Consider the following 26,473-nt stretch of genomic DNA (forward strand, 5'->3'; position numbering starts at 1 on the left):
TTTCGATAAGCGATCGATAAAGGAAAACTCAGACGTTTGCGAGTCGTGGAGTGATATTTTTAAGAATACGCAATGAAAAGGTATAAATTTAACGTTAAGGCAGCTTAAATGGAAAAGATAAGCGTTAAAGATCAATTAGGTGAAAAATACGCAGAGTGTGTTCGAGAGTGTCTTGGGTAATCGAAAACAATAAAAAAAACCGCTCAAAAATAAAATTTGAGCGGTTTTTTATTGATTTTAGTATGCTTTTATTTACAGCTAATATCTGCGCTTTCTGCGGCATTAGGCGTAAATTCAATATCAGCCAAACTTACACTCGCTTTACCAGCACTTCCTAGCTCGAACGGCACCACTAAGCCAGTGAAGTCGATCCCCTTATCAACAAAGCACTGCAGATCAATGCTGATTGAAGACCACGTATCTAGGGGTAACGCGTTTACTTGCTCGCTAATATCGATTTGTGTTGAGCAGCTTCCCGGTGCATCTCCTTCGCCTTCACAGTTCATTCCCACGGTTAAACCGCTCTCAATATCGCTATGGCGGCTAACGCTAAAGGTTAGTGCCCCATTAGTCAGCAACTGTGCGCTTAAGTCTTCCCGGAAGAAGCTCTTACTCGCAAAACGCATGGCGGCAAACTCACTGCCGTCAAAGGTGACTTTACGAGCATCTTCCTGAACGACTTTATCCACAGTGCGATAATTAATAGCCCCTACTTTGTGTGTGCTGGCATTTACTGTTAACGATTCGTCACCTGAGTAAAGCCATAGTACCCAAGGAGATTGAACCGCTCCGTTAAGGATCTCAACAGACTGACTATTGTCACTGCTTACACTTACTTCAGTGTTTAAATCATCGGATAAGACATTTTCATCGGCATACGTTAATCCAAAGCCATAGGAAAGTAATGGCTCATAGTCATCATCGCCTATATTCACAATTTGCTGAGGCTCTGCTGGCCACGAGAATGGAAGTTTGCCTTTAAAGTCTTGCTCGCCGAATAATACATCAGCTACCACTGCACCTTCTGAACCTGGCAACCATGCTGCCACAAATGCGTCAGAAGCGTTTAGTTCTGCATTAACCCACATAGGGCGGCCGCTTATAAATACAGATACCACTGGGATACCTTGAGACTTAAGACGCTCAAGCAGCGCTAAGTCTTTTTTAGTACCGTACTGATAAATTAACGTTTCTCTATCACCATGACCTTCCGCGTACGGCTCTTCGCCAAATACCACAATAGCCACGTCTGGAGTTTCGCTTTCACCTTCAAATACACCGTCAACAGAAAGCATAACATCGCCACCAGTATTTTCTACGTGACGTTTAATGCCGTCGTATATTGAAGTGCCACCCGGGAAATCATCGTTCGTGTTATTCGTACCCTGCCAGGTAATACTCCAGCCACCAGATTGCTTACCAATATTGTCTGCGGCATCGCCAGCAACTAACACACGCTTATTCCCTGACAAAGGTAATAGGCCTTGTTTATTTTTAAGCAATACCAATGATTCACGAACGGCCTGACGAGCCACTTCACGATGAGATTCTTTGCCTATAAGCGAACGATCACCAGATAACGGGCGATTAGCTGGACTAGGCTTGTCAAACAAACCTGCGCGTACTTTAACCCGTAAAATGCGACGCACAGCATCGTCTATTCGTGACATGGGTATGACCCCATCTTTCACGTGGGCAAGCGTAGATTCATAAACACCTTTCCAATCGCTAGGCACCATAAAAATATCTAACCCAGCGTTAACGGCTTGTGCACAATCTGTATTACTACACCCTTTCACTTGGCCGTGACCATTCCAGTCGCCCACAACAAAACCGTCAAAGCCCATTTGCTCTTTTAATACATCGGTCAGCAAATATTTGTGACCGTGAAGCTTTTCACTATTCCAACTGTTAAACGAAGCCATAACAGACTGCGCACCAGCGGTTAGCCCGCCAACGTAGCCTTGGGCATGGATATCAAACAGCTCTTGCTCGCTGGCAACGTTGTCGCCTTGGTCGTCACCACCTACAGTGCCGCCGTCACCGACAAAGTGCTTTACGGTACTGATAACCCGCTGATCGCTCAAAAAGTCTTTGTCGGCAGCGCCCTGCAGGCCCTTTACCACCGAAGCAGCATAGTCACGAACAATGGCAGGATCTTCTGAGTAGCTCTCGTAAGTTCTCCCCCAGCGATCGTCCCTTACCACGGCCACCGTGGGTGCAAATACCCAATCGATGCCCGTTGCCATAACTTCTTTAGCTGTTATGTGAGCAATCTGCTCGACTAGTTTGGGATTATTTGCCGCACCCAACCCAATATTGTGGGGAAACAGCGTAGCGCCAATCACATTATTGTGACCGTGAACTGCATCTGTTCCCCACATGGTTGGAATAGTTGAACCGTCTAAACTGTCATCAATAGACGCTTGATATAACTTCTCCGCCAGCGCAACCCAATCCTCAGGCGTTGCATGCTTGTTATTGTCTGGAAACGCGCCACCACCGTTAAGATACGAGCCAAAACCATACTGACGCATTTCTTCAACCGTAATATTGCGGATTTCTGGTTGAATCATTTGCGCTATTTTTTGCTCCAACGTCATTGTCGACATCAACTCAGACACCTGCTTTTCTACAGCCGGATCTTTTCCTACTTCGATATCAAGCTTTGGCCAAATTTTTGCCGCACCGCTTTTTTCTACGCTCTCATCCTGATTGCTAGCCGATTCTTTCTCTGCAACTCCGCAGCCGCTCAATAATACGCCAGCAATTACGGAAGCGAGTAATGTGTTTCGCATCGTTACTACTCCTTAATCTTTAATCAGTTGTGTTACACGGCTGCCTATTAAACCGTAGTAGGCGATGTACAAGTAACAAGAAGCCGGTAGCAAGAATGAAAGTGTGACGCCGATATTATCAGCCAACATACCTTGGAAAAGCGGGATAATCGCTCCCCCTACTATGGCTAAGCACAAAATACCTGAGCCCTGCGGTGTATCTTTGCCAAGTTGCTGAAGCGCCAAACTGAAAATGGTAGGAAACATGATGGAGTTAAATAAACCCACACCAAGCACGGTCCATAGTGCAAGTGGCCCCGTGGTAGAAATCGACAGCACAATAAGAAAGATAGCCATAACTGAATTAAATGCCAACACGATGCCGCCGGAGACTTTTTGCATAACAACTGCGCCGATAAAGCGTCCGACCATAGCGCCGCCCCAGTAGTATGCAAGCAACTTAGATGCTTTTGCCTCAGTTAGCCCAGCCACTGAAGGACTAGCTAAATAGTTTACTAGCATGCTACCTATGGCAACTTCGGCACCGACGTACATAAAAATGCCTACAGCACCGAGAACAAGATGCCTATGCTGCCAAGCCCCACCTTTGAATATGCCGGTATTAGTACTGGTGTGGTTGAGTTTAGGCAGCTTCAAATAAAGAAATACCAACGCTAGTAAAAGAAGCGATGCAGCGAGTATAAGATAAGGAATTTGAACATCGGAAGCCGATGCCATCGCCGCGTTGTGTTCCCCTGTTGCTCCGTACATAAGATACGAACCAAAAAATGGCGCTACCGTGGTGCCAAGAGAATTAAACGCCTGGGTCATCGTAAGTCGAGAAGAGGCCGTTTTGGGGTCTCCTAAAGCAGTTACATATGGGTTAGCCGATACCTGCAAAATAGTGATGCCCGACGCTAATACGAAGAGCGCAAGAAGGAAAACCGCATATATTTGGCTTTCAGCTGCAGGGTAAAACATGATGCAACCCAAACAAGCAATACCCAACCCAAGCACAATGCCTTTTTGATAACCGATTCGAGATACCACTAGCCCGGCAGGCAGTGAAACAATGAAATAGGCGCTAAAAAAGCAAAACTGAATAAGCATCGCCTGTGTAAAGGAGAGGTTAAACGCACCTTTTAAGTAGGGTATAAGGATATCGTTCAGGCAGGTAATAAATCCCCACATGAAAAATAATGTTGTTAATGAAATGAGAGCAAAGCGATAATTACCACTTGGCGCTACATTATTCACTGGCTGCGAGTCAGGTTGCGTTGGTATGTCCACTGATAACCTCTATTGCTATTTTTGTAATTAATGATAAATTAACATTTGAAAGCGCTTACAAAAGCAAGACCACTTACTTGTAAGCGCTTACATTTCAGTGAATAATTACATGAAGCGTTACTGAATTCAATGTAAAAATCATGTTATTTTTGATTTATGAATAACAAACTATTTTGTACAGTTTGTTAAGCTTAGGACATGAGACAATGCCAAACATCACGCTCCCTGCCAACTCCTTGTTGTTATCAAAGGATTTTTTATACGGCGTAGCTACCTCAAGCTTTCAAATTGAAGGCGACCGAAGCGGTCGACTAGACTCAATTTGGGACACATTTTGTTCACAAAGCAATACTATTGAAGACAATTCTAATGGTGATGTTGCGTGTCAGCACGTCGAAAAATGGCAAGAAGACGTAGCGCTTATTGCGGGGCTTGGCGTGGATGCTTATCGTCTTTCAATCTCGTGGCCAAGAGTGGTTAATAGTGATGGTTCGGTGAACGACATTGGCATGCAGTTCTACGTTAACTTGGTTGACGAACTGGTTAAGCGAAATATAAAGGTATTTGTTACCTTATATCACTGGGATCTCCCCCAATATCTTGAAGATAACGGTGGCTGGCTTAACAGAGACACAGCAACTGCCTTTGCGCACTACACAGAGCTTGTAGCTAGCGCGTTGGGAGATAAAGTGTACTCTTATGCCACACTCAACGAACCCTTTTGCTCTGCATATTTAGGCTACGAATTAGGCATTCACGCGCCGGGAAAAACCGGTATAGCGAATGGCAGACAGGCAGCACACAATTTGCTTTTGGCCCATGGTTTGGGCATGAAAGTGCTTCGTGAGAAATGCCCTAACAGCCTAAACGGTATTGTGCTTAATTTTTCAACTTGTCACAGTGCTACAGATTCACAAGCCGATATGTTGGCCGCAAAGCTTGCCGATGAATACCACAACCGCTGGTATTTACAGCCTATTATTGAAGGGACTTATCCCGACATATGCCAACAGCTGCCAAATGAACAACAGCCGGATATTCATGAAGGCGATATGGATCTTATTTCTCAGCCAATCGACTTTCTGGGAATAAATTTCTACACACGCACCGTATATAAAGCGACAGAAGACGGCTGGTTTGATGTCGTAGAGCCTAAAAATGTTCCTCTTACTTCTATGGGTTGGGAAATTACCCCTGATGCATTTACCGAAATCTTAGTGGATTTGCATGACCGCTATTCTCTTCCTCCTATTTATATTACCGAAAATGGCGCTGCCATGAATGATGAAATGGTAAATGGAGAAGTGGTAGATTCCGACCGAGTCGATTACTTTAACTCGCATTTAAACGCTGTTCACAATGCCGTTAAAGCCGGTGTAAATATTCAGGGTTATTTTGCTTGGAGTTTAATGGACAACTTTGAATGGGCGCTTGGCTATACAAAACGGTTTGGTATTGTTTATGTCGACTACGACACACAAAAAAGAACGCTGAAGCACAGTGGAATTGCGTTTCAAGAGCTGGTGAAAAGTAGAGTTAATGTTACATTAGCAGTATAGAAAAAGGATAAGTACTCTACACCATGGCAACAATTTACGAAGTATCAGAAGCAGCCGGCGTTTCATTAGCTACCGTTTCCAGAGTGATGAATGGAAATACAAAGGTTAGCGATAGAACGCGAAAAAAGGTTGAAGCCGCTATGGCTTCGCTAGGCTATCAGCCCAATGCTATCGCGCAGTCTTTAGCATCAAATCGCACAAATAGCGTGGGTCTTCTTGTTTCTGAGCTTCATGGTTCCTACTTTGGCGACCTAATGAGCACCGTTGAACAGGTGTTAAAACAATACGGAAAGCACGTGATCATTACCGCAGGGCACGTAGATGAAAAGCGAGAGCACGAAGCTATTGAGTTCCTTAAAAGCCGACGCTGCGATGCATTGATACTTCACGCCGAAGCCGTATCTGATGAATACTTAAATACCCTGTGCACCAGCGACCTTCCCGTTATTATTATCAACCGTCGCGTAGACGGTTTAGATGATAACTGTTTTGTCGTAGATAATGAAAAAGGTGGCTATTTAGCCGCTCGCACTGCGATTGACCAAGGGCACACATCAATTGGTTATATTAGCGGCCCTAGTTTTAAGAAAGATGCTACCGACCGACTTGCAGGTCATAAACGCGCACTCACAGAAGCCGGCATTGAGATTAAAGACGAGCATATCTTTGAAGGTGACTTTCATGAGTCTTCTGGTCAAGACGGTATGCACTTCATGAAAAAACACTTCCCAGACATGACCGCACTTATTTGCGCCAATGATGAAATGGCCTCTGGTGCAATGACAGCAGCACGAGAGTCTGGATTGGAAATTCCGCAGCACTTGTCTATTGTCGGTTTCGATAATGTGTTGTTTTCTCGTTATCTTTACCCCAAGTTGACCACTATTAATAACCCTATTCAGGCAATGGGGGAAATGGCAGCTCGCTGGGTACTTAAAAATGTTTATAACACCAAAATGAATCATTCTATTGAACACTTGTTCGTACCTGAAGTAATAGAACGACAATCTCTGAGCAAACGCTAATATGCTAAAAACCGTGCCGACTTCGCTCTATTACACTCTTATTGTCTCCTTGGGGGGCTTTATTTTCGGATTTGATGCCAGTGTTATTTCTGGCGCTATTGGTTTTATTGACGTAGAGTTTGCGCTCACAGATTGGCAACAAGGCTTTGTGGTAAGTTCTCCTACCCTTGGGGCGCTATTTGCCATGCTGTTTGCAGGTGCAATAAGCGATGCAATAGGACGGCGTAAAGCGCTTATTATTGTTGCGATGTTGTATTTCATTTCCGCAATATGCTCTGCGTTAGCGCCAAATTATGCCCTTCTTGTATTGGCGCGTTTCATCGGTGGCATTGCCTTTTGCTCACTCATTATTGCCCCTGTTTATATTTCTGAGATAAGCTCGGCGAAACACCGCGGTAAAATGGTGTCGGTGAATCAGCTCAATATTGTGCTGGGCTTTGCCCTTTCATACTTCAGTAATTACTACTTTTTGCAGTTGAGTAATAGCGACATCTCCTGGGTGAAAGAGCTTGGAATAGACACCCACACTTGGCGCTACATGCTTGGTTTAGAAACTATACCCGCAGTTTTGTGGTTCACACTTCTTTTCTTCGTACCTAAAAGCCCCCGCTGGCTGCTGCTCAAAGAAAAAACGGAAGAGGCCAAGCAAACCATTTTTGCGCTTTTCGATGCCGAAGAGGCAAAGAGTCAGTTAAACGATATTCAATCGTCTCTTTCCGAAAAGACATGGTCGCTTAAAGAGCGGCTGGGGTTTCTGAACGCAAAAACTATGCGATATCCGCTATTTGTGGGTATCACTTTAGCCATTGCGCAGCAAATTACTGGCATTAACGTTATCTTCTTTTATGCCCCTACTATTTTTGAGCAAAGTGGTGTGGGTACCGATGCAGCATTCATGCAAGCCGTATGGATTGGCATGGTGAATGTAGCCTTTACAATAGTCGCTATGCTTACCATTGATAAATGGGGCAGAAAACCACTGCTTATTGTTGGCCTTTGCGGTGTAGCTATCAGCATGACGGTGTGCGCCTATGGCTTTAAACAGGCAACTTATGAAATTGAATCAGGGGATATAGCAGAAATTCAAATTGTTGCCCCTCAGCTTGCAGAAAAGCTGCTGGCTTTGGAAGGCAAAGTGTATTACTCAGATGTTGAATTTAAACAAAGCCTGCAAAGAACACTCACAACCGCACAATACGATAACCACCAGCAGCTTATTCTAAATAGCAGTATCTCTATGAATGCGCCGCTGGTGCTGTTTGGTATCATTGCGTTTGTGGCGTCTTTTGCGGTCTCTCTCGGCCCAGTTATGTGGGCCATGCTGGCAGAAATTTTTCCTAACCAAACCAGAGCAATTGCCATATCACTGGTGGGGGTTATTAACTCATTAACCAGCTTTTTAGTACAGCTAGTTTTCCCTTGGGAGTTAATGAACTTTGGCGCTGCCGCCACTTTCTTTATTTACGGTATATTTGCGCTCGTAAGCCTTGCTTTAGTGGTGCGGTTCTTCCCCGAAACAAAAGGGCGAACACTTGAGCAAATCACTGAAAATTTCCAATCTAGGTAAATTAGCCATGTTAGCTAGCCAGATAAACTAGCTAGCCGGATAAACTAGCTAGCCATGTAAGCCTAACGTGAATAGTAATGCGTTAAGCGAACTGACGCTTATGCTGGTTCACACTTTTAATACTCGCTTCTTCCAGCACAATGTGTTTATCGATAGATAGAGATGTCGGTAGTACGTGAGAGGCTACGATAACTAATTTACTTTGCGCCTCTTTTTCGAGTAATTTGCAAACTCGCTCTTGGGTTTTAATATCAAGGCCCTCAAATGGCTCATCTACCATTAACACCAGCGGATTAGCTAATACAGCTCGCGCCAAGGCAAGGCGTTTTCGCTCACCACCAGACAATTGCCTGCCGGATTTACCAACCCAATTGGTTAACGGCAAAATAGTGTCGAGGCTCAACTCTTCTAATAACGTACACATAGTATCTTGCGCGATATCACTCCCTGCGGGGTCTAAATTCATTTTCACACTGCCAGATAAAATGATGGGATCTTGCTCTACATAAAGCCAGCGCTTTACCATCCCTTCTGATATGGCATGATCATCAACCCTACGCTCACCTTCAGCAGGCAATAAACCAGCTATTGCTTGCAAAAGAGATGATTTTCCACAGCCAGACACACCGCTTATGGTTACCACACCTGTTGAGGGTAGACTTACTGTTACCGGTACCGTAGTGCGATTTTTCGCTGCAAAGTGATTAAGTTGTAGCGACGTACAAACAGGCTTTTCTGCCAATTGCTGTATGGGCGATGTACTCAAACAATTTAACGCGTTGTTGCTCTGTTGATGCTGCGCGGCATTTGCAACTGCATTAAAGCTTGCCGATGCCCAATCCGGTGCAGCTAACAGCACCATAGGAACTATAAGCGCGATGGGAGCGAAAACGGCGACCTCAGAAAATGGCAATAAGCCTGCCATCAATAGCAAAGCAAGCGCAAAGGCAACACCTTGAAACATCCACATTGTGTGTAAAGTCTTTTTCTTTTGGTTAAGCTGCTGTCGCCATACAGGCATTGCGCTTGGTGCATGTTCAGCGGCCTTTTTTCTGTTCAAGTGCCAAATGGGGCTTGCCGCTAAAAAATGTGAGGATGCACGTCTAAACTCTTTCGTTGCGTAAGTATTTTCACGCGCCGTGGCTAATGCACTCAGCCATTGAAATGTAAGTAAAATAATCCATGCGCTATACAAGGCAACAAGATAAACAGCGCCAGGGAGATTAGTCCATAACGCGGCTATACACATCACCGTGAATATGAAGAGGACGCTAGATAAAGGAGAAACCCACGCAATCCATTTACTGGCAAGCACTTCTGTATGCTGAGCTAATGCTTCAGTCGACGATGCTTTATCTTCTAATTGACAGTTCTGTAGCTGAGAAAAAACATCCATTCTAACGGTCGCAATTCGCGCTAATAGATCCTTATGTCCTACCCACATGCTGGCATAACCGGATGCAATACGAAGTAACGCTAACCCTCGAATGACAACGGCAGGAATAACATAATTAAACCCAACGGGCGCAATTGCGCTTATAGCAATAAACCATGAAGAGATAACCAAAATACTCAGCCCAGCTGCAGCGTGAAGCATAGCAAGCAATAAAGTTATATACGCAGGTTTGCTTTCATTGCTCATGTTAACTGCTGCTCCTCTCCCGGTGGTCTTCGATGACCTAACTCGGTTTTATCTATAACGTGCTTGTTTTCAATGTGCCAGAAACCAGTGAACCAATCTGCTGGCAGCGCTTTGTGGGAAGCCCATATCACTGTTTTATCGCGAGTGAGTTGGTAAATTAGTTGTGCAAGGCGGCAATGCTGATCGTCGGGCAGGTGAGCCGTGGGCTCGTCAAGCAACCATAAAGGACGGTCTCGCAACAGCGCTCTCGCTAGGCTTAGACGCTGCGCCTCTCCTCCTGAAAGCAGCGGGTAGTCGGTCATTACCGTATCTAAACCTAAAGGTAACTGTTTGAGCCAATCAGATAGCTCTACTTTTTCTAAGATGGCGATGAGCTGCTGATCACAATACTCATCATGTAAGCATAGGTTCTCCCTCACATTACCTGGCAAAATGACAGGATGCTGAGTTAACCATATTGATGAACACTCACAACGATGTGTTGCCCGGCGCTGACCGGCCAATGCTTCTAAAAGCAGCGTTTTGCCGCTTCCCGAACGTCCACTGAGTAATATGCAATCGCCTTGATTAAACGCGAGAGTTTGCGCTGTTAATAGAGATGGGCTGTCTTGCACTGTGTCAGCCACTTCATCAAATACCGCAAATTCATTTGCCAAAAATCCATTCCTATTTTCGACTGCCGCTGAACTTGTTGTTGCTACCTCTGTTTGCGAGCCGCGCGCTTGGGCTGAGTCTGTACTTTCTTCAGTGCTTGCTTCAGTATTTGCTTCAGTGTATCCCTTATCTTCATATCCCTTAGCTTCAACACTTGGGGAGTAGCTAACTAACACCGGCGCGAGCGTCTCCATTGCAGATTCTGCCTGTGCTTTTTGGTGATAAATTTGACCCAGTTTTTTCATTTCACTTAGTAGTAAGGGAACGACCAGTAAAATCCACAGGCCCTGTTGTAGGGTAATGTCAGGGCCAACATTAAGCTCATTCAGTAATGTAAAACCTATAAAAACCGCCACTAACGCCACAGAAAGCGTGGCAAAAAAATCCAGTACACTGTTTGATAAAAACGCAACACTCACCACTTTCATGGTGCGTGAGTTTAAGGTGTCACTTGCCTCTTTGAGTAAACCGGTTTGCCTTTCATGAGCCTGAAAGGTGGACAGCATAGGCAGCGCCGCAAGCCTGTCGGTAAACATACTGCCAAGACGGGATAATGCGATGAAATGTTTTTGATGAAGCGCAGCTGCTCCTTTACCCACAATGATCATAAACAAGGGCACAACTGGAAGTGTGACCAATAGCCCAGCACCGATAACCGGATTCACAAAGAATATTACCGCCAACGCGAAAAGCGGCACTATTACTGCGATAGTTTGTTGTACGCTATATTCTAGTGCCCAATCGGTTAAGTCATGCAATTGTTTTTGCCATAGCGACTGCCAGTAAAACGCCGTTTGCTGCCGAACCAATGCGTGCTGACGCGCAGAAAAAACCGCTGTTAACGCTGTCTCTAATTTGGATAGCATGTTGGTTTTACTAACAATAGACTGCTGATTATACAGTCCTTGAAGCAACCAAGAACAAAAGAGAGAAAGGGCCATTCCGATAATATGTGTATTTGCTCCGTGGGCCTTGTTCACCACCCAGTCATGGGCAATATGGGAGAAAAAATAGAACCCAATGATCAAAGAAAAAAGCGACAAACACTTAATTACCACAAGGCGCAATTGTGATGCACGCACACCAAGCTTGTGCGACTCATCAAGCAGTTTACGCCAAGTTGTCAGTGTTTGCCGGTTGGGAACCTTTTCTTTAGTCACTGTTTGCTCTTTTAATGCTATGGTTTTGTTTGTGTTTACATTGCTGCCAACACATAGTTAAAAACACATAGTTAAAAACACAATGCAGCCCCTTACTTTTACTAAGGGGACTGCACCTCTTACACTTTCACAGTTCACACTGTGTTAGTCTGCGTCCTCGGGCCGGTCCATATTTTCAGTAGACTCAAGCCACATGGCGTTAATAATGCCAAAAGAACAGGCAAGTAATACTCCAAGTATCCAAGCGAAATACCACATTGTTGCCTCCTTAATAAATAGTGTGAGATTGGTCTAAGTCGTCGTTTTTGATACGACCGCGCATGACATAGAAGCTGTAGGCAGTGTAGCCAAGAACGATTGGAACAAAGATGCAAGCAACGATGAACATTACATTAAGTGTTAAGTGGCTTGATGTAGCGTCCCATACCGTTAGACTTGCCGCTGGCATAGTGATACTTGGCATTAGAAATGGAAACATAGACACACCAGCAGTCAAGATGACGCCTGCAATGAATAACGCACTAGATACAAACGCCATTCCTGCATTGCCCTTTTTAGAGAAAAATGCACAAGCCAGCCCACCAACAACACCTAGTACTGGCGCTATAAGCGTTAATGGGTAGTCGCGGTAATTGTTTAACCATGCTCCCGCTTCAATAGCCACTTCCTTTTTCAAAGGATTAGATGTTGCTAACGTATCAACGGCAGAGGTAATCACAAAGCCATCTAAGAACGCCACCCAAATACCTGCGAGAACGAAAAGCGCAACCCCGACTAAACTTAAAACGATAGATACCACTCGCGCCCGAACCTCAATGAATCCATCAGTTTTCATTTGCAACCATGTGGCACCGTGGTTAAGTAAAATTGCCACAGACAACAGACCCGCTACCAGTGCAAATGGCGTGAGTAACCCAAAGAACGAACCTGTGTAGGTAGAGCGTAAGGTATTGTCCATCTCAAAAGGTACGCCTAATAACAAGTTACCAAACGCCACACCGAAGTTAAGTGATGGAATAATACCACCGGCAAATAACGCCCAATCCCACGCTTTTCTCCACTGAGGGTTTGGTAGCTTGCTGCGGTAGTCAAAACCAATAGGCCGCATCCATAAAGCAATAAGCGTTAGCGCAAGCGCAAGGTAGAAGCCAGAAAACGCAGTGGCATAGATAAGCGGCCAAGCTGCAAAAATGGCACCGCCTGCTGTGATGAACCACACTTGGTTACCGTCCCAGTGGGGACCAATGGTGTTTATCATTACACGGCGTTCTTTGTCATTTTTTCCAATAAGCGTTAGCAGTGCCCCTACTCCTAGGTCAAAACCGTCGGTAACGGCAAAACCAATAAGCAGTACACCCACCAAACACCACCAAATAACGCGAAGCAGTTCATAATCAATCATACTTTTGCTCCCTGATTGTCTAGGTCGATTAAATCAAGATCAGATTCAGTTTGTGTTTCTTCAGGTGGAACCGGACCTTTTTTGGCAAACTTCTTCATTAAGTAGAAAGCAATAATGAACATCACAGTGTAAAAGGCGGTGTATGCAACCATAGTAGTAACTACATCGCTAACCGCGAGATTTGAAACAGATGCATGCACAGGAAGTATTTCAGCTATTGACCATGGCTGACGTCCATATTCAGCAACAAACCATCCCGCTTCACTCGCTACCCAAGGAAGGGGCAAGCTAAACAAAGACGCTTTTAATAGCCAGCGAGGCTGAGTAATCCGGTGTTTTGTGCTGTAGTAGAAGGCACAGATAAACAGCGCTAGCATGATAAAGCCAGACGCCACCATGAGTCGGAAGCTCCAGAACAAAGGAGCTACTGGCGGAATACTATAGTCTACCGCTTGCTGTAACGCTTTTTCAGAAGGATTTGAAACATCATTGGTGTAAGGCTCAAGAAGCATAGCGTAACCCAAGCTGTCTTTGTGTGCTTCAAACGTTGCACGCTCCTGCTCTGTGGCGGAGCCATCTCTTACACTATCTAGCAACTCGTAAGCCTTTATTCCTTCAAGAATTCGCTCTTTATTTTGCTCTTTAAGATCTTTTATTCCAGAGACTTCTTCCGTTAATGAGCGTGTTGCAATAATGCCCATAGCCCATGGTATTTGAAGCGCGTACTCGGTTTTTTCTTCCTCATCATTGGGCAAGCCAAATACAGTAAATGGCGCTGGCGCTGGATGAGTTTCATACTCGGCTTCTACCGCAGCTAATTTTACTTTTTGGACATCGCCTAGCTCATAACCACTTTCGTCACCAAGTACGATGACTGACAATGTGGCCGCTAAACCAAAGCTTGCCGCAATGGCAAACGAGCGACGGGCAAAAGCAATATGCTTATGATTGAGTAAGTAGTAGCTAGAAATAGCTAATACGAAGATAGCACCAGTGACGTAACCTGCTGAGACTGTGTGGACAAATTTCACCTGTGCTACCGGATTGAATATAACTTCTGCGAAGCTGGTCATTTCCATGCGCATGGCTTCAAAGTTAAAGTCAGCACCAACTGGGTATTGCATCCAGCCATTGGCAATTAAGATCCACAGTGCAGAGAAGTTTGAGCCAATGGCAACCAGCCAAGTAGCCATAAGGTGTTTCACCTTAGACATTTTGTCCCAGCCGAAGAAAAAGAGACCCACAAATGTCGATTCTAAAAAGAACGCCATTAGGCCTTCAATAGCAAGCGGAGCGCCAAAAATATCACCCACGTAATGTGAGTAATACGACCAGTTCATACCGAACTGGAACTCCATCGTTAAGCCTGTAGCCACGCCGATAGCGAAGTTAATACCAAACAACTTGCCCCAAAATTGAGTCATCTGCTTGTATATCTCTTTGCCGGTCATAACATAAACCGACTCCATGATGGCTAGTAAAAAGCTAAGCCCCAGCGTTAGGGGTACAAATATAAAGTGGAACATTGCGGTTAACGCAAATTGCCACCGCGATAGTTCTATTAACGTATCGCTCATGGGTCTTCTCCCTCGTATCTTCGGTGCGCTTTACACACTTAACAATAATGTTAGTCAATTAGCCTGTTGCAAAAACTGTTGCGAGCTATCCCTATTTTTAAGTAGCAGTCGCAAAGTTATCGTTCTTTCGGCTTTCTCATCACAGATAAGAGCACTATGCCCCCACTGTTGAGTGAAAATATTGCACCTAGAAGACGGGGGAATTTTGATCCAACGCAAGGTAGCGAGAAAATATTACCGCCATTTTTGTCAAAAAAGTGACAAAAATGGCAAACTGGAATAGTTAGAGGTAACAAGACTATGCCTTACTCAGCATCTGTTGGTGAGTATCTTAAAGTGAACGCGCCGCGCAAGCTGCCAGGCTTAAAGCCGGTGGCTTCATCTTCAGGGTATGCCTTTTTGATCGCACTTAACACAGAGGGGGACACTTGTTCACCATGACACGCCGTACACACTTGCCCAGTGGTGATAGCCTTCATATAGCGAAATTCGCCGGTCTTCCCATCAACGTGGGTAGCCTCTAAGGGACCAGTGACATTTTCAGACAGTTGCTCAGCAAACTTTATAAGCTGTGCCGTTTCCCAGTCGTCGGGTTTATTATTTGGGTTTCTTACCCTTAGCGCCGTTCTACCCACCGTCCATCCCTCTTTACTTAAAGAATGAGCGATGGGTTCTGCTACTAATTTACACTCCTCGACTCCTACCTCTAGGCCTCCGCGCTTTATTGCCTCTTGCAAGCGCGTTTTTAGATTGCTTCCGAGCTCCTTCGCGTGAGCACGCGCTTCATTGCGGTTATCTTGTTCATTGAGATCTGTTGTAGTCTGCTGTACCGCACTAGCTATGCTGCTAAAGCCCACCAATGCAAAACATATGTATTTTGATAAATTGGCTAGATTGAGTTTATTTGAGTGGCTCGTTTGTTTATCGCATTTTTCCGATAATACCTTTACTTCATTTTTCATTTTTTCACCCGTTGATTAGTTCGTATTCGTTGTTTATACCAATTCATAAGGCTTATGACGAAAAACTTTCGTCGAACAGTTTTTATCAATAGTTTGCTCTCAACAGGCAACTATCAAAAAAGCGTTATGAAAGGTGAGCTTAAGTGTTTAGTAAACAAGCGACGTGCCAATGTGCTAGCATTTTTAATTGTGGACACAGATACTATCTGGCATTGATAGAGCTAAGCGGCAAATTTCGGGCTCAAAACTCTTTTACAGAAAGTGAAAGTAATACCAACAACATTGCTAAAAACCCATATAAAAATGAGAATAAAGACGATGTGGCAACCAACGGAATATAGTGCAAGCAGGATATGAATTTTTCTATCATTCAAGCCATGATCGACGCCATCGATAAACCGGCCATTTTTATTAGCCCCGACTATGTCATAGAGGCGGTCAACAAACCGTATAAAGACACCTATCCTGTAAATATCAAGCTGGGTTTCAGTACCTGTTATCAGGTGTCACACCGCAATAGCAAACCTTGCAACGAATGTGGCGAGACTTGCCCTATGCAGGAAAGCAAAGAAACGGGAAAGGTTGCAAGTGCTGTACATATTCACTCCACCAATGAAGGGCAAAGTTATTGCGATATTCTTATGCGCCCTATTTTCGATGGCCAAGGAGACTTGATAGGTTATTTAGAAATTTTAGATAAGTTGGCATTTGCGTCTAACACACCCTCAAAAGGAAAATTGGTTGGCGAGTCTGACGCGTTTAAAGCCATGCTGAACAAGATCAATAGAGCGGCAAAGTCTGATATTGCGGTGCTATTACAAGGTGAAACGGGAACTGGAAAAGAACTGGTTTCACAAGCCTTGCATTCATCGAGTTACCGCGCAGAGAAGCCCTTTGTGGTTATTGAATGTACCGGCCTTACCGACACCTTATTTGAAAGCGAGCTTTTTGGTTATGAAAAAGGGGCTTTCACAGGAGCATCGTCAAATAAGAAAGGGTTGGTTGACGCTGCCGAAGGCGGCACCTTGTTTTTCGATGAAATTGGAGACGTGCCTTTAAGCATGCAGGTTAAATTGCTCCGTTTATTTGAAACACAAACCTATCGCCCAGTTGGCAGCACGGTTGTAAAAAAAGCAAACTTCAGATTAATTTGTGCATCGCATAAAGACATCTATGCCTTGGTTCAAACAGGAGAGTTTAGGCAAGATTTGTATTATAGAATTGCTGGGTTTCCAATAACGTTACCGGCCCTTCGAGAGCGCCCAACAGACATTCCACTTTTAGCTGAGCATATTTTAAGAAACCTTTCAGATAAAAAACGTCTTCATAAAAACGCTATTAAGCGGCTCACGCACTACGCTTTTCCTGGCAATATTAGAGAGCTGAAAAACATTATTGAGCAAGCTGCGTTGCTGTCTAATGAGTCTGTAATTGGTGAATACGACCTTCCTGATACAGTTTTACGCACTGCACCTAAAAAACATGCAGAATTAAGCAAAAGCTCGGCTCTGGTAGCAAAACAGCCCACGCTTGATATGGACGAGAACCTGATACTCAATGCAGTTACAACGCTTGAAAAGGCAGAAGAGTTCTATCTAAAAAAGGTGTGTCAGCACTACAGCGGCAGCATGGAAGAACTTGCCAAAGCACTCAATGTAAGCGTGAGAACCTTGTACAGAAAGCTTCAAAAAGCCGATATCAGTATAAAAACAAAGTAAAATAAATTTTGCTAAAACTCCGACCACTATAATAGGCCTGCATTTTGTATCGCCTGCCATAGCAACCTAATTGCAAGTAAGGTAATAACGGCTTTAAACAACCAATTGAAGGTTTCGTTTGGCACGCGTTTGAGCACTCGTAACCCAACAAAAGTACCTAATGCACCACTTGCAATCATGGCAACAATAACACCGCCCCACTGACCAAAAGAAAACCCCACAAAGAGAAAAACGAATGCTTTCAACGCATGTTGGATAGTCATACAGGTTGCGAGTGTTGCGGTAATACGCATTTTGTCAGCAACACTACGATGAACAAATGCAGCAACTAAAGGCCCTGTTGCCCCCACGAACATGGAGAGGATTGTGGTAATAAACCCTGCAATGCTGCGCCCAATGGGAGATAGTTCATGCGCTTTAGGTTTCTTTCCCCACACCATAAAAAGGATAAACCCAGAAACCGCAAACTGAATAAACACCAAAGGAAGCTGCACAACAATAAATGATGCCAAAATGCCACCTAGTAAGGCACCAAAACTAAAGTACATGACGATTTGTTTATCGACATGCGTGCGGGTCATTAACGCTCTATTCCCGTTTGAGCCAAGCTGAACCAGGCCATGAACTGGAATAAGCGCAGTTAATGGCAAGGTTGAGGCTAGAATAGCTAATAGCAGAACGCCACCGCCTATTCCCAGAGATGCTGTAATCAAGGAGGTAAAAAATGAAGCCACTATAAGCAAAGTAGCGCTTAAAGTGCTCAGTGCATCACCTGCTGTTATGAGTTCATAAAAAATATTCAAACAAGGTCTCTCCAAAAAAAGCGGCAACACATAATCAACATGGGGGTGATCAAACCTGCCCTCTAAGGCGTTTAAAATTCGTTCAACGCAAATGGTGAAATGCCATGGCTACGCCAAGATATGTAATGAAAGCCCTTGATACTTTATTAGACGAGCACAGCACCATATCGTCTAAATCCATAGCACGCCAAATTCTTAAAAACAGCGGGTTAAGCGAGGATGATATAAAGATGTGTGTGAAAAAGCGAACGCTATCACACACCTATATTTTTGAGGCATAACGACTGTGGCGTTTGATAAATTAAGTTTTCCCCTATTACAAAATCAAGCAACATCTTCTTCAATACTTCAAAAGGTAGATGCCGCTCTCTACCAAGCTAAAACAACTGGAAGGAGTAAGGTAATATGCGCTTAAGCCGTGTGTAAAAAGCAACACAACATTAAGAAAAATTTACACTCTCTACTTTACTTACCTTGCCACGCCAGCCCCCAAACATCTTCAAAATAAAATAAAAACATTTAAAAACAATGACATACCAAAACAAAAACAAAAGATGATTGCTTGGCACGAATAAAGCATAAATTAGACTAGCGGATAACAAGAGTCGTAATATGAAGCCAGGAAGGCTTTTGAAATGGAGAGTCCATATTACGAAATAGCGAGCTTTGATGGAAGACGATTGTCACGATATAAGGATTGCGTCATCCACGGAAAATGGAATTTACTCAGCACCGCTTAAGGAAATTGTTTTACGTTGCATTACTCATCGATGATGCGGTTGGGTTGGAATAAAACCAGCAAACTGAGCAGGATGCAGCAACCTTGGTTAATACGGAAAATGACTAAGATTGTCAGTACCCTCATCGAAAGTTTCGACATTGATGTCGCATGCTACGAAGGAATGTTACCTATTTGGACTGGTTGAAGAATGTGTGTTACTTCAGCCGGACCATAACGAGGACATTGATAAAGTCATCGATTTTATCAATGAGTTGTCATCAGACGACTGCCCTCTCCCCACAAAGACCCATCCCGGTCTTTACACAACTCTGATTTTTGCCCGCCTTTGGCGGGTATTTTTTTGCCTGCTCAAAAGAATGAAAGCGAGTTCATGCTATTATATGCGTTCTTTGCAATATCCTCTATTTAGGTTAACTACTTTGCAGCCTTCTTCTCCTGTCGTATTTAGAATGTTGTTCTGCGCCATGCTTGCCACTTCGGTAGGACAAAGTGTAATGCTAGCGACGCTGCCATCAATGGGCCGGCAAGCGAATTTATCTGAATTTCATATAGCGACAATCATGTCGAGCTCGGCACTTATTTTTGCTATCGGTACCAATGTGTGGAGCAGAGTAGCGCGACGAGCTGGGTTCAAGCGTACATTGCTTATAGGCCTTGCAGGCTATAGCGCGGGAACGTTTGCTTTTGCGAGTGCGTGGATGGCTGGATTTTCAGGCATTATCAGCGGAACTAATTTATTTTTAGCATTGCTCATAAGCCGAAGTTTGCAGTCTACAATCATGTCGGCTACGCCACCGTCTGCGGTTGGCTATGCTGTGGCAATTAGTGCCCCAGCACTGCGCGTTAGTGCAATTAGTAAAGTAACATCTGCCAGCAATGTGGGTCAGATCATAGGGCCGGCCTACGCAGGCTTGTTAGTTGGATTTGGTCTTTTGGCCCCACTTTATAGCATAGTGGTGCTCACCCTGTTGGCATTTGCCCTCGTACTTTATAAGTTACCGGTTTTACCGCCGCAAAACTCCACTGAACAAAAAGTGCCTACGGTCGCTCTAGAAGATAAGCCAACCCGTGTTCCCTATGTATTTGTAGCAAGCTGTGTATGTGTATTTGCAGCTATGGCAATGATGCAGCAAACCATGGGCTTTTTCTTTATCGATTTTTATGGAAAAAGCCCTGTAGAAGCTGCTCGCTTAGTTGGGTTTGCAATGATGATGAGTGCAGTCACGTCATTAACCGTTCAGTTTACCATTGTGCAAAGGGCGCGATTGAGTAAAGAAATCATGATGTCCTTAGCCCTTCCTTTATTATCCCTAGGCTATCTTATTTTGTATTTTCAACAGAGTTTTGCTGTTTCATATATAGGCATGGCTGTTATGGGCTTAGGTATGGGCATGGCGTATCCCTCACTTGCTGCAGCAGCAACTACTTATTGCGCCAAGTCTCAGCAAGCATCAATAACCGGTTTAATTACCGCAACTACTGCAATGGGTTATATTGTGGGTCCTCCACTTGCTGCTTTTTTGTATCAACAAAATATTGCGCTTCCATTTGCCGCTTCAAGTGCACTTATGGCCATTGTTTCCATTGTTATTCTCGTAACGCTAAAACAAATAAAGCGCTCGAATTCGCGCCAGAGCCCTTAGTTACAAGGAGTAATAAACCGTATTTAAAAAGTTACCTAATTATTTAAAAAAATGCGGAACCTTTTTGATAAACCGCTATCTTACTTTATACACGGAGTCGTTGAGTGTTCGATTTTGTGTAGTGTGTATGTGTTTTCCAAGTGATATTGTGTTTTTTGAAGGGGCGTTTCGCCCCTTTTTCTTTTCTCGCTTCTTTTTTGCTATTCTCTCTCTTTCCTATTTTCTTTTTTTTAAGCGCTTTCTAAAAAGCCGAACTTAATGTGGATTATTGTCAACATTTTTCACATATTAATGATAATCATTATCATCTAGAATGTGAAACATCAACTAAAGGAGACAGTGATGCCAAAACCAAGTCCGCGCCTTGCAGAAGTGATCAAAACTACCCGTATTTCCCCTTCCATTCAACGGGTTCATTTAGGTGGGGAAGAGCTTAACGCATTCCCTGCAGTTACCCCTGGTGCCTATATCAAACTAATGTTTGACCTCAATGGCCGCCCTTTAATCTCTCCTGGCGAGAAAGGAAATTTCGCTATGCGCACTTATACTGTTAATAGTGTAAACCCAGATAAGCCTGAGATAACCGTGGATATGGTACGCCATGCAACCGATGGGCTAACTGGACCTGCGGCTGCTTGGGCGGTAAATGCTCAAGTAGGTGATAAAATAATGATCGCTGGTCCAGGCACAAGTAAAGGCCTTAGTGAGTCATACGATTGGGTACTGCTGGCAGGCGATTTAACAGCATTGCCAAGCATAAGAAATCATCTCGCCTCCCTTCCAAAAGATGCAAAAGGTTACGCCGTTATATCCATCGAGCATAATGATGATATCGTTTCATTGGAAACTCCCGAAGCCGTTGATGTTATCTGGGAAATAAAATCATCTTTAACTGAAACCATTTCGTCACTTACTTGGCATGAGGGTCAGCCCGCTGTTTGGATAGCCTGTGAGTTTTCGGACATGCGTAATATACGACGCTGGCTGAAAGACGAAAAAAGCCTGCCTCACGAACAGCTTTATATCAGTAGCTACTGGAAAAAAGGCCGCAGCGAAGATCAGCACAAAATCGATAAACGCCAAGATAGTGAAGCCTATGCTAAGGCGCTAGCAGAAAGCTAATTTGGCCAAGTGAGATGTGAGCAGTCGTGAGTACTTATTTAGATGAACTGTTGGCATGCAGAATTTTCAAGAATTTGTAGAAACTGCAATATATAGTTAAGCAACAGAGCATAGAGACATAAAAAGTTCATATAATACAAGGAAATACACCATGTAACAGGCATTGCTTCATCTATAGTGAGTGTAAGGTTGGTGCTTAAGTTGACCAATTTATCTCAAATTCATATTGATAAGGAGAATGCATTATGAACAGTGATCTTATTGAAGGTAATTGGAAGGAAATGAAAGGTAAAGTGCAACAGAAATGGGGCAAACTTACCGATGACGACCTAGATAAAATTGATGGTCGCAGAGAAGAATTAATTGGTAAGGTTCAGCAGGCATATGGCAAAAGTCGAGATGAAGCTGAGCGGGAAGTTGATGGCTATTTAAATTAAAAAATATATCCTTCGACCTCTACTCTTTCTTTATAAGGAAGAGTAGAGCTATTTGTCTTGCTCGCTGGATGCGCTCATGCTTTTTTCCCACCAAGGAAGAGAAAAGTCTATTTCATCGGGGTTCTGAGTTTTTGCATATTTCATACGCACAGAACTCCAAAATGCAGCTTTGAAAATAGGGTCGTAGATAACAAAATCACCTTTTTCGCGATATTGTTCAAACAGCTGCTGATAAGCCCCTACTGGTGTAAGCGGGTTATCTTGCTGAAACACAACATCGCCACCATAAGACTCATAAAGCGCTTTGGAAACCTTCCAGCTCTTCGCCATACTCTGCGCCAACGCCATGCGATAACGCTCTAGCTCTTCCTCTGCATAGTCGTCCGCGTTATCTAAATCCACCGTCCATAGTTTTATTACTGAATAAGCAGACTGAATTTCACTATCTTCCGGAACTATGTCATTTTTTTGTGCAAAATCAGCAAGCACAGACTCGGTTATTTTACTTCCTAGTGCTCGTTGCGCGAGTATATCGCGAACCTCTTTTTCTGATTTATCAGTAAGCATAGATTGGAATCGCTCAACATCCTCGGAAGAAGGCTGGAGCTCGGTATTTGAGATAGATTTATTGAAAAGGCGAGCAATAATTTCGTTTGCCGCCTGAGGCGTGTTCATGCCGAGACAAAATACAATAGCAGCAAACAGCACCATTGGGATTACTTCTGAACGAGTCACTTTTCTGCTTTCCTAATTTCCGATATTTAGAGCGAGCACGCATCGTAAAGATGCACTGTTAGATACTACGCTCCAGCACACAAGACACATCTATTTATATTTATTAGAGTTTTCCGTTGTCTTGAGGAATGACGTTTTTGAAGTTTATACTTTAGTTTATTTACTGCTAAATATCCACTTTTTTGCGCAGTGATTTTTTGACTCCACGCAGCTTTTTCGCGTCTACTCTGCGCGCCTTGGCCGCGCGGCTCACTCGCGTAGGCTTTCTCGGCTTTTGCTTTATCGTTGCCGCTTTGATCCAATGAAGCAGGCGTTCAATGGCATCGTCTTTATTTTGCTCTTGAGTGCGATAATTTTGCGCTTTAAGCACAAAAACACCATCGATAGTAACGCGCTTATCTCTCGCTGAAAGCAGCGTTGACTTTATAGCCTCAGGAAGTGATGAGGCATTAATATCAAAGCGAAGATGAATGGCACTACTTACTTTATTTACGTTTTGTCCACCCGCGCCTTGAGCACGAATTGCCTGCATTTCTATTTCGCTGTCGTCTATAGACAGCGATGATGTAATCTTCCTTTCCATACCATTTCCTATTTAAACTCTGCGCCTTTATCGTATTTTCAACGTATTAGAGTATCATCTAACGTCACATACACTGTTTATTTATTAATTCCTTTTACGCTCAGGGCTGACTATGCTTATCGCGCTATTAACTTTAATTTGTATCATTGCTCTTCTTTTTTGGTTCACATCTAGCGTTGACAAAAAAATTGAAAAGAACTTTTTTGCGCCTGGGAAGTTAACGACGGTAAAAGAAGGCACTATTCATTGGCAGCAACAGGGAAGCGGCCCCGCCCTTATCTTAATTCATGGGTTATTGGGAAACAGTGCAAATTTTGCGAACTTGGCTTCGTTACTAGCTAAACGCTATACAGTTTACAGTATAGACAGACCTGGCAACGGTTTTTCATTGCGTTCTAGCACTGCGTCAGCGTCGTTTGAAAAGCAAAGCAGCATGATATTGGAGTGGATGGATAAAGTCGGCATCAACAGTGCTTACTTAGTTGGCCACTCAATGGGCGGGGGAATTTCACTGAGAATGGCAATAGACGCCCCCGAGCGCATTAAAGCTGTTTCATTGTTATGCCCACTCACCGCGCCATTAAATAAAGGCGCGGGGCCGCTATCCATACTCTATATCCCAAATGGCATTCTGAGAAAGGGGATATCCAAAACTTTAGCGAGCCCTTTCAGAGTGAAATTCGGCAGTAAACAATTGGCGCAGATATTCCATCCTGAATCCATCCCACCAAGCTTTGTTAAGCGTGAAGGCGGGGCATTAGCATTACACTCGCGATGTTTTTACGAGGGGAGTAAAGACACGGTAGCCGCGCAGGGTAGTTTAAAAAGGCAAGTGCCGGAATATGCTGGTATAACATGCCCTGTAGGTGTGCTGTACGGTGGCTCAGATACAATCTTAGAGCCCAACAGCCACATTCAGCCAGTAGTAAGTGCTGTTTCAGGGGCAGTATCAGAAATTATCGAAGGTGCAGGACATATGATCCCTATTACTCAACCCCAACATTGCGCCGATTTTATTAATGCTGTTAACGATAAGGTTCACTAGAGAAGGCGTTTTATCAGTGAGTCGTCATTTTTTGAAATACAGTGCCATCGCCTTGGGCATGCTTGGCTAATATGGGAGAAAACTGCTCGTGTGCATCACTTTTCTTAAGCGAGCGAAGATAATCACAAATCATTTCAACGCCGTCGTGTTGAACGCAAGTGTCTGCTGGGGAGCTTCCAAAAGCTATATTGTAACTGTAAAACCACATTTGCATTTGTTCAGTGTCCGCTTTTGACATGGCACTGAGTAAATAATACATTCGAATAAAAGACAGCTGCTTGCGATATGCTGGCGCGCTATTTTCGAATCCTGCCAGGGTATTTTCGGCAAGTTCTCGTGTAGAAATACCAAGTATTTCAGAAACCTGCGTTATATTTAAACCTAATTCTTGATACGCCCACGTGAACGCTTTTGTTACCACATTAGCGGGAAATGGCGTTTTGCTCATGTTTAACCTCACTTTTAGATTTATTGTTTTTCATTTTTCGCTCTGATCAATACTAATGCAGCTAAAATCGAGCCAGTTTGCAAAAATATTTATTAACAATAAATAAACTTTAAACCCGTGACTTACGTTGAAAGAGTTTCAATGCACGTCGAAAGTCGGTTAGGGCTGTCTGAAATAACCATTACTTGCTTTAGAGCATAGGCAACATTCTAGAAAAAAGAATGATTTATTGCGTTTTTACAAATTTTTATTCTTAAGTTTAGGGTATACGCTATTTAACAACATACATGTTGGGCGCGAAGGAAGAGTAGTAAGGATTTAGTTATGACGAGATGGCCGAGAGTTATTTTGCTTCTCCATTGGCTTACTGCATTTGCGGTAATAGGAATGTTTGCGTCTGGTTTATGGATGGTAGATCTCACCTATTATAGCGATTGGTATAATACGGCGCCTCACTGGCATAAAAGCATTGGTCTTACGCTTTTTGCCTTAACCATTGTGAGACTGTTATCGCGGGTCGTCTATTCTCGCCCGCCAACACATGGAAATGCATTTGAGAAAAAAGCGAGCAAACTGGGTCACATTGCCTTGTACACGCTGCTTTTAGTCATGTTTGTATCAGGCTATCTCATATCCACAGCAGATGGTCGCCCTATCGATATTTTCAACTGGTTTGCCGTACCGAGTATTGGCGAACTTATCGACAACCAAGAGGACATTGCTGGAGATATTCACTTCTATCTAGCTTGGACTCTTATCGTTACTGCCGCTTTACACGCAATAGCAGCGTTAAAGCATCATTTTTTCAATAAAGACAATACATTGAAGCAGATGTTACGGCTTCGCTAATTTTCACTAAGGAGATACTAATGAAGAAGTTAACTCTGGCACTTGCAGCAGCACTTTCTCTAAGTTCTGCTCACGCAGCAGACTACGTTATTGACAGCAAGGGTGCTCATGCATCAATTAATTTCAAAATTCAGCACTTGGGGTATTCATGGCTAACGGGCCGTTTTAACGACTTTGAAGGTACCTTTAGCTACGACGACAAAGCACCTAGCGATGCGAGCATTGTGGTAAATATAGACACCGACAGTGTTGACTCTAACCATGCTGAAAGAGACAAACATTTAAAAGGCGATGACTTTTTAGATGTGGATGAGTACCCGACGGCCAAATTTGTCAGCACAAAAATTGTGGAAAAGGGCGATGGCATGATGGATGTTATGGGCGACTTCACACTACACGGTGTCACTAAGCCTATAACGATTAGTGCTAAGAAAATTGGCGAAGGTAAAGATCCATGGGGCGGATATCGCGCGGGCTTTATGGGCACAACAGAAATTGCACTTAAAGACTATGGTATTGATTATGACCTTGGCCCTGCATCACAAACCGTTGAGTTAGAGTTACACGTTGAAGGCGTTAAGCAGTAATGCAACGCCTTTGGCTCTCTTAGTTTCATTGGCGTAAGCACCGGAAGTGACGCTTTGAGATTAGTAACTAGTTAGCAATGACAAAAGCCCGCATCAGATGTGGGCTTTTTTTCACAAGTTATTCCTTAATAAATAATTCCTGCATA

The 26,473-nt window shown here is 43.7% G+C and carries 23 protein-coding genes; 11 read left to right on the forward strand and 12 right to left on the reverse strand.

Features of this window, described 5'->3' with window-relative positions; translation table 11 throughout:
* Window positions 1–248: 248 nt before the first annotated feature.
* A complete protein-coding gene (locus CW735_RS18230; RefSeq protein ID WP_100973071.1) occupies window positions 249–2,798 on the reverse strand; it encodes a glycoside hydrolase family 3 protein in 2,550 nt (849 codons plus the stop codon).
* 12 nt (window positions 2,799–2,810) lie between these two features.
* A complete protein-coding gene (locus CW735_RS18235; RefSeq protein ID WP_442857493.1) occupies window positions 2,811–4,067 on the reverse strand; it encodes a sugar MFS transporter in 1,257 nt (418 codons plus the stop codon).
* Between the two features lie 206 nt (window positions 4,068–4,273).
* Here CW735_RS18235 and CW735_RS18240 point away from each other — a divergent pair, with 206 nt between their 5' ends.
* The 3 genes from CW735_RS18240 to CW735_RS18250 are packed head-to-tail and all read left to right on the forward strand — an operon-like array spanning window position 4,274 to window position 8,218.
* Entirely contained in the window at window positions 4,274–5,626 is a 1,353-nt protein-coding gene (locus CW735_RS18240) for a GH1 family beta-glucosidase (protein WP_100973072.1), read from the forward strand.
* A 23-nt stretch (window positions 5,627–5,649) separates the two neighbouring features.
* Window positions 5,650–6,651: a LacI family DNA-binding transcriptional regulator gene (locus CW735_RS18245; RefSeq protein ID WP_100973073.1), complete on the forward strand. Its 1,002-nt coding sequence runs from the start codon at window positions 5,650–5,652 to the stop codon at window positions 6,649–6,651.
* Window position 6,652: 1 nt separating this feature from the next.
* The gene (locus CW735_RS18250) at window positions 6,653–8,218 is read left to right on the forward strand and encodes a sugar porter family MFS transporter (RefSeq protein ID WP_100973074.1); all 1,566 of its coding nucleotides are present in this window, start codon (window positions 6,653–6,655) and stop codon (window positions 8,216–8,218) included.
* An 82-nt stretch (window positions 8,219–8,300) separates the two neighbouring features.
* On the opposite strand, the gene CW735_RS18255 is transcribed toward CW735_RS18250, so the two are convergent.
* The 6 genes from CW735_RS18255 to CW735_RS18280 all read right to left on the reverse strand — a co-directional run bounded on the left by CW735_RS18255 (window position 8,301) and on the right by CW735_RS18280 (window position 15,615).
* Window positions 8,301–9,860, reverse strand: coding sequence for an ATP-binding cassette domain-containing protein (locus CW735_RS18255; RefSeq protein ID WP_100973075.1), 1,560 nt, complete (start codon window positions 9,858–9,860; stop codon window positions 8,301–8,303).
* The gene (locus CW735_RS18260; RefSeq protein ID WP_100973076.1) at window positions 9,857–11,674 is read right to left on the reverse strand and encodes an ABC transporter ATP-binding protein/permease; all 1,818 of its coding nucleotides are present in this window, start codon (window positions 11,672–11,674) and stop codon (window positions 9,857–9,859) included. Before CW735_RS18260 ends, CW735_RS18255 begins: the two co-directional genes overlap by 4 nt.
* 144 nt (window positions 11,675–11,818) lie before the next feature.
* Window positions 11,819–11,932 carry a cytochrome bd-I oxidase subunit CydX gene (gene cydX / locus CW735_RS18265; RefSeq protein ID WP_032097673.1) on the reverse strand — a complete coding sequence of 38 codons (114 nt, stop codon included), beginning with the start codon at window positions 11,930–11,932 and terminating at the stop codon, window positions 11,819–11,821.
* 10 nt (window positions 11,933–11,942) lie between these two features.
* Window positions 11,943–13,076: a cytochrome d ubiquinol oxidase subunit II gene (gene cydB / locus CW735_RS18270; RefSeq protein WP_071980894.1), complete on the reverse strand. Its 1,134-nt coding sequence runs from the start codon at window positions 13,074–13,076 to the stop codon at window positions 11,943–11,945.
* A complete protein-coding gene (locus CW735_RS18275) occupies window positions 13,073–14,653 on the reverse strand; it encodes a cytochrome ubiquinol oxidase subunit I (RefSeq protein ID WP_071980895.1) in 1,581 nt (526 codons plus the stop codon). The genes cydB and CW735_RS18275 overlap by 4 nt, the downstream gene beginning before the upstream one ends.
* Before the next feature lie 305 nt (window positions 14,654–14,958).
* A complete protein-coding gene (locus CW735_RS18280; RefSeq protein ID WP_083595335.1) occupies window positions 14,959–15,615 on the reverse strand; it encodes a Tll0287-like domain-containing protein in 657 nt (218 codons plus the stop codon).
* A gap of 377 nt (window positions 15,616–15,992) precedes the next feature.
* Here CW735_RS18280 and CW735_RS18285 point away from each other — a divergent pair, with 377 nt between their 5' ends.
* Window positions 15,993–17,333 carry a sigma-54 interaction domain-containing protein gene (locus CW735_RS18285; RefSeq protein ID WP_071981388.1) on the forward strand — a complete coding sequence of 447 codons (1,341 nt, stop codon included), beginning with the start codon at window positions 15,993–15,995 and terminating at the stop codon, window positions 17,331–17,333.
* Between the two features lie 26 nt (window positions 17,334–17,359).
* Here CW735_RS18285 and CW735_RS18290 read toward each other — a convergent pair whose 3' ends face one another.
* A complete protein-coding gene (locus CW735_RS18290; protein ID WP_442857514.1) occupies window positions 17,360–18,130 on the reverse strand; it encodes a sulfite exporter TauE/SafE family protein in 771 nt (256 codons plus the stop codon).
* 110 nt (window positions 18,131–18,240) lie between these two features.
* Here CW735_RS18290 and CW735_RS19665 point away from each other — a divergent pair, with 110 nt between their 5' ends.
* The 4 genes from CW735_RS19665 (at window position 18,241) to CW735_RS18305 (ending at window position 22,080) form a co-directional block, all read left to right on the forward strand.
* A complete protein-coding gene (locus tag CW735_RS19665; RefSeq protein ID WP_156844088.1) occupies window positions 18,241–18,417 on the forward strand; it encodes a hypothetical protein in 177 nt (58 codons plus the stop codon).
* 601 nt (window positions 18,418–19,018) lie between these two features.
* Complete coding sequence (locus tag CW735_RS18295) at window positions 19,019–20,521, forward strand: MFS transporter (RefSeq protein ID WP_232368325.1); 1,503 nt, start codon at window positions 19,019–19,021, stop codon at window positions 20,519–20,521.
* Between the two features lie 342 nt (window positions 20,522–20,863).
* Window positions 20,864–21,643: a siderophore-interacting protein gene (locus CW735_RS18300; protein WP_071980898.1), complete on the forward strand. Its 780-nt coding sequence runs from the start codon at window positions 20,864–20,866 to the stop codon at window positions 21,641–21,643.
* Between the two features lie 245 nt (window positions 21,644–21,888).
* Entirely contained in the window at window positions 21,889–22,080 is a 192-nt protein-coding gene (locus CW735_RS18305; RefSeq protein WP_071980899.1) for a CsbD family protein, read from the forward strand.
* Between the two features lie 48 nt (window positions 22,081–22,128).
* Here the strand turns inward: CW735_RS18305 and CW735_RS18310 are convergent, their stop codons facing one another.
* Together CW735_RS18310 and arfB are read right to left on the reverse strand one after the other, a co-directional pair.
* Entirely contained in the window at window positions 22,129–22,815 is a 687-nt protein-coding gene (locus CW735_RS18310) for a SurA N-terminal domain-containing protein (protein WP_100973078.1), read from the reverse strand.
* A gap of 166 nt (window positions 22,816–22,981) precedes the next feature.
* Window positions 22,982–23,398 carry an alternative ribosome rescue aminoacyl-tRNA hydrolase ArfB gene (gene arfB / locus CW735_RS18315; protein WP_100973079.1) on the reverse strand — a complete coding sequence of 139 codons (417 nt, stop codon included), beginning with the start codon at window positions 23,396–23,398 and terminating at the stop codon, window positions 22,982–22,984.
* Between the two features lie 112 nt (window positions 23,399–23,510).
* Here arfB and CW735_RS18320 point away from each other — a divergent pair, with 112 nt between their 5' ends.
* Window positions 23,511–24,443 carry an alpha/beta fold hydrolase gene (locus CW735_RS18320; protein WP_100973080.1) on the forward strand — a complete coding sequence of 311 codons (933 nt, stop codon included), beginning with the start codon at window positions 23,511–23,513 and terminating at the stop codon, window positions 24,441–24,443.
* Between the two features lie 13 nt (window positions 24,444–24,456).
* Here the strand turns inward: CW735_RS18320 and CW735_RS18325 are convergent, their stop codons facing one another.
* Window positions 24,457–24,891, reverse strand: a complete 435-nt coding sequence (locus CW735_RS18325; RefSeq protein WP_071980903.1) for a hypothetical protein — start codon at window positions 24,889–24,891, stop codon at window positions 24,457–24,459.
* Window positions 24,892–25,215: 324 nt separating this feature from the next.
* Here CW735_RS18325 and CW735_RS18330 point away from each other — a divergent pair, with 324 nt between their 5' ends.
* Both CW735_RS18330 and CW735_RS18335 read left to right on the forward strand, forming a co-directional pair.
* A complete protein-coding gene (locus CW735_RS18330) occupies window positions 25,216–25,740 on the forward strand; it encodes a cytochrome b (protein ID WP_071980904.1) in 525 nt (174 codons plus the stop codon).
* A 20-nt stretch (window positions 25,741–25,760) separates the two neighbouring features.
* Window positions 25,761–26,327, forward strand: a complete 567-nt coding sequence (locus CW735_RS18335; RefSeq protein WP_071980905.1) for a YceI family protein — start codon at window positions 25,761–25,763, stop codon at window positions 26,325–26,327.
* Window positions 26,328–26,473 lie beyond the last annotated feature (146 nt).

The organism is Alteromonas sp. MB-3u-76 (assembly GCF_002831605.1).
Classification (GTDB): domain Bacteria; phylum Pseudomonadota; class Gammaproteobacteria; order Enterobacterales; family Alteromonadaceae; genus Alteromonas; species Alteromonas hispanica.